This window comes from Bacillus cabrialesii, assembly GCF_004124315.2.
Taxonomy (GTDB): domain Bacteria; phylum Bacillota; class Bacilli; order Bacillales; family Bacillaceae; genus Bacillus; species Bacillus cabrialesii.
In genome coordinates, this window is record NZ_CP096889.1 from 2497832 (window position 1) to 2510327 (window position 12496).

Sequence of the window (12496 nt, forward strand, 5' to 3'; positions counted from 1 at the left end):
TCTTTTTATGAAAATCAGCTTTGCTTCCCGTTGGCATCGCGTGTCACTTTCATATCAGTAACCGGAATGTAGCCTTGGTCAGTAACAATGCTTTTTTGAATACCTTCACTCTTTAGATAATCAAGAAATTCTTTAGCTAAATCTGTCGCTTCACCTTTTGTGTAAGAATGCTGGTAAGCCCAGATCGGATACTCGCCAGTTGCAACATTTTTCGCTTCAGGTTTTACACCACCAATAGATAGAGCAGTTACTTTGTCGTCTGTTAAATATGAGAATGCAAGATACCCAATCGCTCCCGGAGTATCAGCAATGATTTTTTTTACAGTGTTGGAGGAATCTTCAGTAATGCCTTCTGCAGGTTCTTCTCCGTCAAGCGCATATTTCACAAATGTAGCACGTGTGCCAGAAGAATCCGGACGGTTTACAAGCGTAATTTTTTGGTCTTTTCCGCCAAGCTCTTTCCAGTTTTTGATTTTGCCAGTGAAGATTTTTTTCAATTCATCTTTCGAAATATCCTTCACACCAGCATCAGGGTTTACAGCTGCTGCCATACCAACTACTGCGACTTGATGATCGACAAGCGCTTTTGCATTGATACCTTCTTTTTCTTCAGCAAAAACGTCTGAATTCCCGATCTGAACAGCTCCTTCAGAGACTTGAGAAAGCCCTGTTCCAGAACCGCCAGCTTGTACCTGTATATCAGCATCAGGGTTTTCTTCCATAAATTTTTCTGCGGCTGCAAGTACTAGCGGCTGCATAGCCGATGAACCAGAAATGGTTAAAGAACCTGATGCCTTTCCTTCTCCTTTTGCAGAATCGCTATTCGATTTTTCACTTTCGCCTGCATTTCCGCATGCAGCTGCAATGATCATAAAAGCAGCCATCAGAAGCATAAGCACCAATTTGTTTTTTTTCATTTCTTGAATTCCCCCTGCGTATAATGTGTAATTTGTCCTACACGTATAGAGTAAAGGTTCTATGTAAAAAGGGTTTGAATCAAATGTTAAGGTTTTGTAAATCAGTGCGTTTTTTTGTATAAAAAAAAACGCCCACATCGGGACTGACCCCCGTTTTTGAGACAGGGATCAAAACACCTTTTAAACAGCCAATTGCCGATAGTTTATCGGTGATTGGTTGTTTAGTTTCGTTTGAATACGAATATTGTTATAATAATGAATGTATTCTGTGACAGTGCGTTCTACGATGGCGGTCGTAGTTCGATCAATGCTGTTAAGATAGAACGTTTCAGACTTTAGTAAGGAATGAAACGATTCGATGGAGGCATTATCAGCGGGCGTCCCTTTGCGGGACATGCTCATGATAATGCCTTTTGTGTTAACAGCTTTTTGATACTCGTAGGATGTATACACAGAACCTTGGTCGCTATGTAACACGCAGTTCTCAGGCAATGTTGGCAGCTGCTCAAGTGTGTCTAAGACAAAGTCTGTGTCCTGCTTATCGCCAATCGTATAAGCAATCACTTCTCCATTGTATAAATCTAATATACTGGAAAGGTACAATTGTTTCTGTCCATAAGGCAAATATGTGATGTCCGTTACTAGTTTTTCAAGAGGGCGATCAGACTGAAAGTTCCGATCCAATATATTATCGACTACGGCATATGGCTGCCCATTCTTCTTACGCTTTTTCACCTTAACCCGGCACTGCCACTGATTTTTCTGCATAATACGTTGAACCGTTTTATGGTTGATACGCATTCCCTTTTTTAAAATGGCTGTGATTTTCCGATATCCATATCGATACTTGTGCTCTCGGCACAACGTACCGATTTGTTTTTCCAAATGTCGCTTGGGATGATCCTTCATCCGATTCTTCTTCCAACGATAATAAGACGCTCGAGAGATACCTAAATGAATACAGATATCCTGCACGGTCATTGTGCTGCGCAATACTTCTACAAGTTCGACTGACGTTTCGCTATCAACTTCCTTTCCAATTCGTTGTACTTTTTTAACACTTCATTCTGTTGTCTTAGATAACAATTCTCTGCCTGCAGTTTCTCTAATTCGGAAGAATACTCCGGACCTTTTCCGTAAGTGTATTGCTTTCCAACAGGCTGTTCGAATCGATGTGTATCCCCAGCCTTATGCCATCTAACCCATGTCTGAACCTGTGTCTTATTCTTAATATTCAATTTCTGCATGATCTCTTTCATAGGTACGCCTGCCAATCTCATTTCTACAGCCTTCTGTTTCACTTCAACCGGATAACTCACTCTTGTCCCCATAGAAAAAACACCCCCAAGTCTAATTTCGGATAACAATCATCCGTTTTCAAACTTGAAGGTGTTTTTATTTGTCTCATCTTATGGGGTCAGTCCCCATCATGTGAGCGTTTCTTTTTAGTTATCCGAAGACGTTGCGTTTTCTGCATTTTCTTCGATTTTGTCCTTATTCTTTTGCTGAGTATCTTCTTTGTCCTGCTTCGATTTCAGCTCAAAATATTTATCCAATACCTCTCTGCCGATTTCGTTTGTAATGGTATATTTAGCGCTGTAATCAACATAAGCCCAAGGAACTACAACAGAGATAGCGATCTCAGGGTTATCAGCCGGCGCATAAGCGACAAGTGTCGTATTATAAGCCGCAGTTCCTGTTTTTGATTTATCTGGCCCGTCATAGAATGATTGAGCTGTCCCTGTTTTAGCCGCTGGTTTATAAGACGCGGAAGCAAGCTGGCTGGCAGCTGTCCCCTTCGTCGCCACTCGTCTGAATCCGGCTTGAACTTCTTTGATATACTCACTTTTCATGTCGACTTTATTCAGCACTTCCGGCTGAACGGATTGCACGACAGCACCGATTCCTTTTTCAGGATTAGAATCCCTGACTTCCTTTACAAGCTGAGGCTTCAAGCGATAGCCCCCGTTTGCAATCGTTGATACGTATTGCGCCAGTTCCAGCGGTGTATACGTATCGTACTGGCCGATCGCATAGTCAAGCAAGAATCCCGTTAATCTGCTCGTTCCTTTGTAGCCTGTCATTTCATTCGGAAGATCAATTCCAGTTTTAACACCTAATCCAAATTGGCTGAAGTAATTACGGAATGTATCAAAAGCCGTCGTATCAATCGGTAAAGCTTGATGCGGTTTATATTCACCTTTTCCGAGCGCGATTGCAGTTTTAAACATAAATACGTTAGAAGACTGCTCTAAGGCTCTTTGAATATTAACAGGTCCTAAAGTAGTCCACGATTTCTTACCATTTTTATCCTGCCCAATATACAATGGTTCATCCTGAAAAACTGTATTCAAGTTGATAGCGCCGGTTTGAAGACCTGTTAAGACGGTTGCACCTTTGACAGCCGAACCCATGGCGTAAGATGATGTCATATTTCCTAGCGCGTAATCATCAATTTTATATTTTCCATTTTCTTGTTTAATCTGCTTACCCGCCATTGTCAGCACTTCACCGTTCCTTGGATCCATCATGACAACGAATGCCCTGTCTAACAATTCAGTGCTTGGTCTTGCTTTAGCAGATTTGAGATTCTTCTCAATGATTTTTTCAACTGATTTTTGCAAATCGATATCAATTGTAAGCACGAGATCTTTACCGGCTTTTCCTTCAGAAACGGTTTTTGTTCCCGTGACATTGCCGTTTGAATCTGTAATGTTTTCGACTTTTGCTTTTTGTCCCTGCAGAAGGCTTTCGTATTGGTATTCCAGATAACTTTTGCCGACCCTGTCATTCCGGCTGTAGCCAAGCGACAGATAATGCTCGAGCAAGTTGGACGGCAAACCTTCATCAGAGCTGGAAACACTTCCGAGCACTGAGCGGAGAAGGCTCTTATACGGGTATTCACGTTCCCAATCTGACGTGACATCGACCCCCGGCAGTTCGTCTAAATGTTCACTCACTACTGCCATTTCCTTCGCTGATACATCCTCATTTTTGATATATTGAGGGGTCAATGCATATCCTGAATCCATCTGTCTTTTGATGGCGAGGATCTGCATGTCTTTATCCGTCAGTTCATTCAGCTGCTTCTCATTAATCCGTTTCAGCTGAAGCTGATATAAATCGTCATCGGATAATTTTTTGTCTTTTACCTTCTGTCTTTCTTCAGAGGTAATCAAATTTTTGGCTTCTTTCGGCCTGGTCAAAATCCAATAATCCTTTTTATCCCGTTCTGTTACTTTTTTTGTATCGACTTTAATCATATCAGACAGCTTTTTTGCGATCTTTAAACGCTGGTCTTGCGTTGTCGATTTAGATCTGGTGTATGTGATTGCATTCAAAGCCTTATTTGTCACAATGGCATTAAAGTTTCGATCATAAATTTTCCCGCGCGGTACAGCCGAGCTGACTTCACTTTGTTCTTGTTTATTCGCTTGATTTTTGTAATCATCGCCTTGCACGATCTGCTTGATGCCCAGTTCCACAATGATCCAGGTGAATATAACAAAGGCAGCTAAGAATAAAATATTCAGCCGGATCGGAAGCGACTTCTTTTTCTCTTTATGATTTTGCTTTTTTGGTTTATTTCTCCTCATAACATCACCTTTTTCTATTTACAGAAAGAAAAGACACTCAAGTAAGAGTGCCAGTTTTCATTTTAAAGGTTTTTTCGACTTTTTTCTACAGATAACCCCTTTTTGACAAAAAATTATCTTTCGCCTTTTAAAAGATTCGGTTCAGTTACCCTTTTTTGGCCATCTTCTTCCATGGTTTCATTTTCCTCTTCTTTCTCCTTAAAACGGATATCCTTGACAAAGTAATAAATCAGCGGATGCCCCACACCCAGTATAGCGAGTGACAAAGGAATTCCCACATCCTCTTTCAGAAGGGTCACGATCAGGAGAAAGCATAAAATGGAGACAATCCTGCCGGCGTTTAAAAACAGTTCCCTCAGCACGATATATTCTATTCTTGCTTTTCTGGCATGCCTCGCCCGGCCTATCACATCATATGTAAGTGATACATATGGCACGAGCAGCAGAGGATAGCCAATGGCAATAAAAACGCCGTACGTCAATAATGTCGTAAAGCTCATATGAAACAGAATCAAAAACAGCGCGCCATAGAGAATAAGTCCGCCCAGCAAAATCGATTTTTTTCTGGCCTTTTTCTTAATCAGCCTGGATGCAAAATAGTAGGCAAAGAAGGAAACAGCTGAGTTGACAAGGCCAAATGTGCCGAGGGCCAGTTCGCTGTTTGTTTCAATAAATACAAATACACTGATTAAAAAGACAAAAATCCCTTCTCTCAAACCTTGAAAAAAATGCGCATTCGTAATTCTCCGCCAATTCATATTGCTATGACGCTCTCCAAATACTTTGCTCAGCATAAAACGGCCCTTTGATTCTCTCCGTTTTAAGAAAAAGCTCATCACGACAGCCAAGGCAAATAAACTGAGGGAGAGACTGAAAATCACTGTGTAACCCGTATTATTTTCAAGCCTTGAGATAACGAATCCCGCTACAATCGGGCCGATCATTCCGGCAGAGGAAGATAGAATGCCCATAAATCCATTGAAAAAGTCTCGCGTGTCCGGCTCTGTTATTTCAAAGGTCAGCACGTTAAACGCAAGCCAATAAAAGCCATAGCCCACTCCTAGCACCGCGCCGATCAGCACGAGCCGGCTGGCCGCCGTTTCTCCGGCTAAAAGCACACTTAAATAAAAGGCAGCTAAAAAAATGACACCGAACCTTAAAATGAACACCCTGTCTATTTTTTTGGCTAACCGTCCAGCCAAATAAAAGGTTATCGGCTGCATTGTCACAATGGATAAATTGTATATCGCCAAATCAATAAATTTCCCTGACTGCTTCCAAAGATACACATTAACAAATGTATTGGACAGTGCAATTCCCAGCGAGTAAAGCCCGCCAATGGTCAGCAGAAAAAGTAATCCTTTGTTTACGTCTACATCACCAATCACTTTTTTTAGTTTGCTCATTACTGACTCCCCTTTACTATCCCTTAGTCTGTCTCACTCAAACCGAGATATGTAAAAAGAAGACATAAAAAAACAAGGCCCTGTATTGAGGGCCTTGTGTGTGTCATTATTTAGCTTCGCTGTATAGACGAGCCACTTCGTCCCAGTTCACAACATTCCAGAAAGCTGAAATGTAATCAGGACGGCGGTTTTGATAGTTAAGGTAGTAAGCATGCTCCCAAACGTCAAGACCTAAGATAGGCGTTTTGCCTTCAGAAAGCGGAGAATCTTGGTTTGGCGTGCTTGTGATTTCAACTTTGCCGTTGTTCACAACAAGCCATGCCCAGCCAGAACCGAAGCGTCCTGCTGCCGCAGCTGCGAATTGTTCTTTGAATTTGTCAAAGCTTCCAAATACACTGTTGATCTCATCAGCTAGCGCGCCAGTCGGCTCGCCGCCGCCGTTTGGAGATAAAAGCGTCCAGAATAATTTGTGGTTCGCGTGTCCGCCGCCGTTGTTGCGGACTGCAGTGCGGATGTTTTCAGGAACAGAATTAAGATCTGCAACAAGCTCTTCAACTGATTTGTTTGCAAGAGCAGTGTTTCCTTCAACCGCTTTGTTTAAATTTGTAACGTATGTGTTGTGGTGTTTCGTATGGTGAATAGTCATAGTTTCCTTATCAATATGCGGTTCTAAAGCATCGTACGCATAAGGTAATTCTGGAAGTTCGTAAGCCATGATAAATTCCTCCTTAATATATATGTACTGAAATGCCGCTTCACAGCGAGCCTTTCTTCATTCAATGTAACAAAAGAATGCTTTGTAATCAATGAAAAAGCTCACATTTTGGCTCATTTCAGCAGACATATTTCACTTTAACCGATAATTCATCCCATTAAACCTGCCGTCATCAATTCTTATAGGACCGTCCATAAAAAATATCCGATCATCAAAAGCTGTATGATGCCCTTTGCAATAACCCCGGTTAAAAAGCCAATGAGTGATCCGAGACCGATTTTAAACGCTGACTTTAAGTCCTTTTGATGGACGATAAGTTCCGCACAAACAGCCCCGATAAACGGACCTAATATGATCCCCGCGACCGGAATGACGAAAGGCCCAATTAATAAACCGATCGTGCTTCCCCATATGGCGGCTTTGCTTCCGCCGAACCTTTTGACTCCAAGCAGATTTGATACGTAATCTGCGGCGAATAATACTGCGGCAAAAACCGCTTCAACGAGCCAGAACATATAAGAATACGGACTGAATGAAAACAAGAATCCGTACAATATAAAACCCGCAACGATAAATACTACACTCGGAATAATTGGGTACACCAGCCCGATAAAGGCGATGATAAATACCGCCGCAATCACCAGCCAATACAACATATCCATAGAATCCATCCTCCCTTTTTACATCTGTCTTCTTCATGTCTTCCTTGTATTCACACGCAGGCAACGATACAATAAGCAACATATATTAGTATAGCTAGGAAGTGAAGATAGTGAATGTATTTCAGCTTTTTATCAAAAGTACATACTCTCCCCGTGATATTGCAAAAACAAGATTTCAAGGAATCGGAAAAGCGATTCTTTATGTATTTTTGCTCTCTGTCCTTTTTGCAATCCCTACCGCTTATTATGTAAGCTCAGGGACCGTAAAATCAATGAACGGCTTTAAAACGGTTTTAAACAAAGATTTCCCTGATTTCACAATTTCAAACGGCAAACTTCAAACAGATGAAAAAAAAGCCACGGAATCACAGGCAAATGGTTTTGTGATCGTGTTTGATCCGACAGACGCCTACGGCACCGAAGAAATTGAAGCAAAGCAAAACGCGATCGGCATTCTTCAGGATAAATTTGTTTTGGCCATTGACGGACAAGCCCAAGAAATGCCTTACTCAATGATGCCGTCAGATTTGACAAAAAAAGATGTGATTGCGGGTTTAAACCAAAATAAAACGATGATCGTAACTGTTCTTTCAATTCTCATTTTTCTTGTAACAGCTGCGGGAAAATTCATTGAAGTATCATTCTTGGCGCTTATCGGGTTAATCATTAAGAATTCCCAGAAGAAGCACCTGTCCTACCACCAGCTCTGGAAGCTTTCTGCCTATTCCGTCACCCTATCGACTGTATTCTTTACGATCATGCGCGCGTTAGAAGTGACAGTTCCAAGTGAATTTTTGCTGAACTGGTTTGTCAACTTTGTCATCCTGTTCCTTGTTTTAAAAGAGATTCCGTCAAAAAAAGCTGCTGTTTAAGCTGAGACTGCATTCGCAGTCTCTTTTTTTGTCATGAATCCAAATGGACAAGCATACTATGGTATAAAATTTCGTATGCGGGAGGAAAAGCGATGAAGCGTTTCACTTTAGTATGCAGCATTGTTTTTATTCTTTTTATTCTTTTTTATGATCTTAAAATTGGAACGATACCTATTCAGGACCTCCCTGTCTATGAAGCATCAGCAAAAACGGCTGCACAAGAACCAGCGTTTAAAACGGTAAAGGTAAAGCCGGGTGATACGGTTATGTCGATTGTCGGATCTGCAGGTTCTCCGGACGATATTGTAAAAGATTTTGAAGCACTGAACCCGAATGTGCAAGCCAACGCCATTCAAGCTGGAACAGCGTACAAATTTCCAGTCTACCCTTAATTAACGTTAATTTCTTGTCAGTTCGGCGAAGACACTGTTACAATGTAATTTGTAAAATAAATTCACTTAAACCATACTAGAATTGTTATATCTAGAAGCGGCAACTACAATTAAGGAGCGATTGCAAGTGAGTGAAATCACACATCGTACAAAAACGCGTCCCGTCAAAGTGGGACCTTTAACAATAGGCGGCAACAATGAAGTGGTCATCCAAAGCATGACAACAACAAAAACACATGATGTAGAAGCAACTGTTGCGGAAATTAACCGTTTGGCTGAAGCCGGATGCCAAATCGTCCGGGTAGCATGTCCGGATGAACGGGCGGCAAACGCCATTGCGGATATTAAAAAACGCATTTCCATTCCGCTCGTTGTTGACATACATTTCGATTATAAGCTTGCCTTGAAAGCCATTGAAGGCGGCGCAGATAAAATCCGAATTAACCCCGGCAACATCGGCCGACGCGAAAAAGTCGAAGCGGTCGTTCAAGCGGCGAAAGAAAAAGGGATTCCGATCAGAATCGGAGTAAACGCCGGTTCACTTGAAAAACGGATTTTAGAAAAATACGGTTATCCGACTGCCGACGGAATGGTAGAAAGCGCACTTCATCACATTAAAATTCTTGAAGATCTCGATTTTCACGATATTATTGTCAGCATGAAGGCGTCTGACGTCAACCTTGCGATCGAAGCTTATGAAAAAGCGGCGAAAGCATTTGACTACCCGCTGCACCTTGGGATCACTGAGTCAGGAACGCTGTTTGCCGGCACAGTAAAAAGCGCGGCAGGACTCGGCGCGATTTTAAGCAAGGGCATCGGAAACACTATGCGTATTTCATTAAGCGCAGATCCTGTGGAAGAGGTAAAAGTAGCAAGGGAGCTTCTGAAATCTTTCGGTTTAGCCTCCAATGCTGCCACGCTCATCTCATGTCCGACTTGCGGCCGAATTGAGATCGATTTGATCAGCATTGCCAATGAAGTGGAAGAATATATTTCTAAAATAAAAGCTCCGATTAAAGTCGCTGTTCTCGGCTGTGCAGTAAACGGACCGGGTGAAGCGAGAGAAGCTGATATCGGGATCGCCGGAGCGCGCGGCGAAGGATTGTTATTCCGGAAAGGGAAGATTGTCCGTAAGGTTCCAGAGGAAACAATGGTAGAGGAACTTAAGAAAGAAATTGACATTCTTGCCGAGGAACACTATGCAAAGCTTGAAGCTGAAAAAGCGAAATTAAAAGAAGAAGCACAAAAAGCTTGACGGGAACCCGTCAAGCTTTTTTGTGTTAGAAAAATGGAATAATAAATATTCCAAGCACTAATGAGATGACACCGATACCCATCGCCCAAGCTCCAAGGCCTTGGGCACCTCTTCTTCTTGCGATATAGCCGACAATAATACCGGCAGCTCCCAATAAAACAGGCAGTACAAACAATGAAATAATGGACAAGGCTAAAGCGATATATCCTATTCCCCGTCCTTCATTGACATTGCCGCCACTGCGATCTTTGTCTCGGTCATTGCTGCGATCAGCAGTACGGTAAGGCTCTGCGATTTCAGCAGCCGTTTCCTCAAAAAAACCATCATTGTCGCGGGTAATATTTGTTCCTTCAGAACCATGGTCAACATAGTAGCTGTTGTTATCACGTTTTTCGTAATCGTTTGCCACCTTCAATTCCCCCTTCTGTTATTATTAAAGGAGCTTTTATAGTTTGATCTATTTTGCCTGATTCATGTTTGCTAAACTTTTCTGTTAATGTTAATTGTTTATGTTACACTTGAAGGGATGAAACTGAAGGAGTGTGGGCATGTTACGCTTAGGAATAGATATTGACGGCACAATCACGGCTCAGGATACATTCGTCCCTTATTTGAACCGCTCGTTTAATCTTTCCATTTCATTAAACGATATGACGGATTATGATTTAACAAAGCTGTTAAATATTACGCAGGAAGAATTTTGGGATTGGATGAATCAAAATGAAGCGATCATATATAAGGAAGCACTGCTTGCTCAGCATGCAAAACAGTCACTCGATCTCCTCAAAGAGGAGCACAAGCTTATTTATATTACAGCGAGACGGACTCATTTAACTGATATTACCTATGAATGGTTTGACAGACAAAACATTCATTACGACCATATCGAACTTGTTGGCGGCCATCATAAAGTTGAGGCAGTCAAAAATCACGACATCGACTTGTTTTTTGAGGATCATCACGGAAACGCAATGATGATCGCGAAAGAAGCTGGTATACCAGTGATTTTATTCAATTCCCCTTATAATCAGCTTCCGGATGATTCAAACATCATCAGAGTAAACAACTGGCTGGAAGCCGTTCAATGGATGAACAAAAACAAACATCATTTCATACGTGTCAATAACTGAAAAAGGAGCCCAACCTGGGCCCCTTTTTCTCATATATACGCAATTACGCAGTAGTGTTTTCATGGTTTTCCGCAGTGCAGCCAGGGCATGTGCCGTAAATCTCAAATTTATGCCCGCTGACCTGATAGCCATCCAAATCATCACAAAGCTTGTCCATCGGGCATGATTCAATTTCCTTCGTTTTGCCGCAGGCCAGACAAATAAAATGATGATGATGATGAGTAAATGAACACTTAAATCGGAAAAGCTTTTCACCGGACAGCTCGGTTGTTTCCAAAATACCAAGTTCTTCATATAAAGAAAGGTTTCTGTAGATTGTATCAAAGCTTAAGCCGGGATAATCATCATTTAATGCAGACAGTACGTTTTTAGCGGTAAGATATTTGTCTGAGTCAGCAAAAAGCTGCAGCATATCCTCCCGTTTGTTTGTATATTTATATCCGTTTTCTTTCAGTAGGTTCAGCGCTTCTTGTACGTTCATGAAGGGTCCCCCTTTTCGCTTTGCTTAAGAACGTATGACATGTATGAAAAAGAAAATGGCAGCTGTCTGACAGCAAGCCATTTTCTTTACCGCAGATAAAATTATACCCATAAAATGAATAAAAGTAAATGAAAGCCTAGTGGATTGCGTTTTTGAATTTCCCGCCCCGTGTTTCATGGGTATTCATAATCGTAATGAATGCGTTAAGATCAACTTCAAATACGATCGATTTAAGCTTGGTCACTTCCAGCCTTGTGACAACTGCGTAAATCACGTCCTTCTCTTCATCCGTATATCCGCCCTTCCCTTTCAGCTTTGTTGTTCCGCGTCCGAGGCGGTGCAAAATCGCGTCGGAAATCTCATCATACTGGTCAGACACAATAATGACAGCTTTGGTTTCATCAAGCCCTTGGATCACGGCATCGATGGTTTTCATCGCAATATAATAAGTCATGAAAGAGTACATCGCTTGCTCAGGACCAAACACAAAACCCGCCCAAATGAAAATGAATACGTTGATGAGCATAACGAATTCACCCACTGAAAATGGCAGCTTTTTCGTCAGTAAAATACCGAGAATTTCTGTACCATCCATTGAACCTCCGTTTCGAATCACGAGTCCGACTCCAAAACCGAGTAAAAGACCTCCAAACACAGTGGCCAATATTGGTTGAGTTGTAATAGCTTCAACATGGTGTAGCGAAGATTCAATAACGGCAAGCCCGACAATCCCAATCATTGTAGAGACAAGGAAGGTCTTACCGATATATTTATATCCGAAGATCATAAAAGGAATATTTAAAATGACAACGAAAAAAGCGAAATTCAGAAAGGGGTTTGACATAAAGAGGTGGTCTAAAATAAGCGATACACCGATAATCCCGCCATCAATAAAATCGTTGGGGATTAAAAATAATTCGATACTTACAGCCGCAGATGCAGCTCCTGCCAGAATCATGAAGACCCTGAAAATAAAGTGGGAAAAAGTTTCTCTCTTATGTTGTTTTGTTGGGGTCATAAAATCTCCTTTCCTGCAATAACTATTTTAAATACATTATAAATCTATTTTA

13 protein-coding genes are annotated in these 12496 nt (G+C 41.6%); 4 read left to right on the forward strand and 9 right to left on the reverse strand.

The features are described from left to right. Nucleotides 1–14: 14 nt before the first annotated feature. From EFK13_RS12710 to EFK13_RS12735, 6 genes are all read right to left on the reverse strand, one after another. Entirely contained in the window at nt 15–917 is a 903-nt protein-coding gene (locus EFK13_RS12710) for a phosphate ABC transporter substrate-binding protein (protein ID WP_129505153.1), read from the reverse strand. A 180-nt stretch (nt 918–1097) separates the two neighbouring features. Continuing rightward, nucleotides 1098–2248, reverse strand: a protein-coding gene (locus EFK13_RS12715) for an IS3 family transposase (RefSeq protein ID WP_129507417.1) whose coding sequence is annotated in 2 segments (ribosomal slippage) — nt 1098–1975 and nt 1975–2248 — 1152 coding nt in all. Because the reading frame shifts where the segments join, the coding sequence is not laid out codon by codon here. 114 nt (nt 2249–2362) lie between these two features. Further along, nucleotides 2363–4513, reverse strand: a complete 2151-nt coding sequence (gene pbpA / locus EFK13_RS12720) for a penicillin-binding protein 2A (protein ID WP_129508237.1) — start codon at nt 4511–4513, stop codon at nt 2363–2365. A 113-nt stretch (nt 4514–4626) separates the two neighbouring features. Then, nucleotides 4627–5919, reverse strand: a complete 1293-nt coding sequence (locus EFK13_RS12725; RefSeq protein ID WP_129508236.1) for an MFS transporter — start codon at nt 5917–5919, stop codon at nt 4627–4629. A gap of 106 nt (nt 5920–6025) precedes the next feature. Further along, on the reverse strand, nt 6026–6634 hold the full coding sequence (sodA, locus tag EFK13_RS12730) for a superoxide dismutase SodA (RefSeq protein ID WP_129508235.1): 609 nt from the start codon (nt 6632–6634) through the stop codon (nt 6026–6028). A gap of 179 nt (nt 6635–6813) precedes the next feature. Further along, entirely contained in the window at nt 6814–7296 is a 483-nt protein-coding gene (locus EFK13_RS12735; protein WP_064814233.1) for a DUF456 domain-containing protein, read from the reverse strand. 110 nt (nt 7297–7406) lie between these two features. Between EFK13_RS12735 and EFK13_RS12740 the strand changes: the two genes are divergently transcribed. The 3 genes from EFK13_RS12740 to ispG all read left to right on the forward strand — a co-directional run bounded on the left by EFK13_RS12740 (nt 7407) and on the right by ispG (nt 9815). Next, complete coding sequence (locus EFK13_RS12740) at nt 7407–8168, forward strand: DUF1189 domain-containing protein (RefSeq protein ID WP_129508234.1); 762 nt, start codon at nt 7407–7409, stop codon at nt 8166–8168. 92 nt (nt 8169–8260) lie between these two features. After that, nucleotides 8261–8560 carry a LysM peptidoglycan-binding domain-containing protein gene (locus EFK13_RS12745; RefSeq protein ID WP_129508233.1) on the forward strand — a complete coding sequence of 100 codons (300 nt, stop codon included), beginning with the start codon at nt 8261–8263 and terminating at the stop codon, nt 8558–8560. Nucleotides 8561–8681: 121 nt separating this feature from the next. Next, the gene (gene ispG / locus EFK13_RS12750; RefSeq protein ID WP_129508245.1) at nt 8682–9815 is read left to right on the forward strand and encodes a flavodoxin-dependent (E)-4-hydroxy-3-methylbut-2-enyl-diphosphate synthase; all 1134 of its coding nucleotides are present in this window, start codon (nt 8682–8684) and stop codon (nt 9813–9815) included. Between the two features lie 25 nt (nt 9816–9840). Here ispG and EFK13_RS12755 read toward each other — a convergent pair whose 3' ends face one another. Next, complete coding sequence (locus EFK13_RS12755) at nt 9841–10230, reverse strand: DUF308 domain-containing protein (protein WP_129508232.1); 390 nt, start codon at nt 10228–10230, stop codon at nt 9841–9843. A 133-nt stretch (nt 10231–10363) separates the two neighbouring features. Here EFK13_RS12755 and EFK13_RS12760 point away from each other — a divergent pair, with 133 nt between their 5' ends. Then, complete coding sequence (locus tag EFK13_RS12760; RefSeq protein WP_129508231.1) at nt 10364–10945, forward strand: hypothetical protein; 582 nt, start codon at nt 10364–10366, stop codon at nt 10943–10945. Between the two features lie 43 nt (nt 10946–10988). Here the strand turns inward: EFK13_RS12760 and zur are convergent, their stop codons facing one another. Both zur and EFK13_RS12770 read right to left on the reverse strand, forming a co-directional pair. Continuing rightward, the gene (gene zur, locus EFK13_RS12765; protein WP_129508230.1) at nt 10989–11426 is read right to left on the reverse strand and encodes a zinc uptake transcriptional repressor Zur; all 438 of its coding nucleotides are present in this window, start codon (nt 11424–11426) and stop codon (nt 10989–10991) included. A 136-nt stretch (nt 11427–11562) separates the two neighbouring features. Beyond that, on the reverse strand, nt 11563–12444 hold the full coding sequence (locus EFK13_RS12770; RefSeq protein ID WP_064814239.1) for a YitT family protein: 882 nt from the start codon (nt 12442–12444) through the stop codon (nt 11563–11565). Nucleotides 12445–12496: the final 52 nt, after the last annotated feature.

Coding starts and splice junctions, on each gene's coding strand:
- EFK13_RS12710 (WP_129505153.1), bottom strand. CDS start 917: ATGAAAAAAAACAAATTGGTGCTTATGCTTCTGATGGCTGCTTTTATG.
- pbpA (WP_129508237.1), bottom strand. CDS start 4,513: ATGAGGAGAAATAAACCAAAAAAGCAAAATCATAAAGAGAAAAAGAAG.
- EFK13_RS12725 (WP_129508236.1), bottom strand. CDS start 5,919: ATGAGCAAACTAAAAAAAGTGATTGGTGATGTAGACGTAAACAAAGGA.
- sodA (WP_129508235.1), bottom strand. CDS start 6,634: ATGGCTTACGAACTTCCAGAATTACCTTATGCGTACGATGCTTTAGAA.
- EFK13_RS12735 (WP_064814233.1), bottom strand. CDS start 7,296: ATGGATATGTTGTATTGGCTGGTGATTGCGGCGGTATTTATCATCGCC.
- EFK13_RS12745 (WP_129508233.1), top strand. CDS start 8,261: ATGAAGCGTTTCACTTTAGTATGCAGCATTGTTTTTATTCTTTTTATT.
- EFK13_RS12760 (WP_129508231.1), top strand. CDS start 10,364: ATGTTACGCTTAGGAATAGATATTGACGGCACAATCACGGCTCAGGAT.
- zur (WP_129508230.1), bottom strand. CDS start 11,426: ATGAACGTACAAGAAGCGCTGAACCTACTGAAAGAAAACGGATATAAA.
- EFK13_RS12770 (WP_064814239.1), bottom strand. CDS start 12,444: ATGACCCCAACAAAACAACATAAGAGAGAAACTTTTTCCCACTTTATT.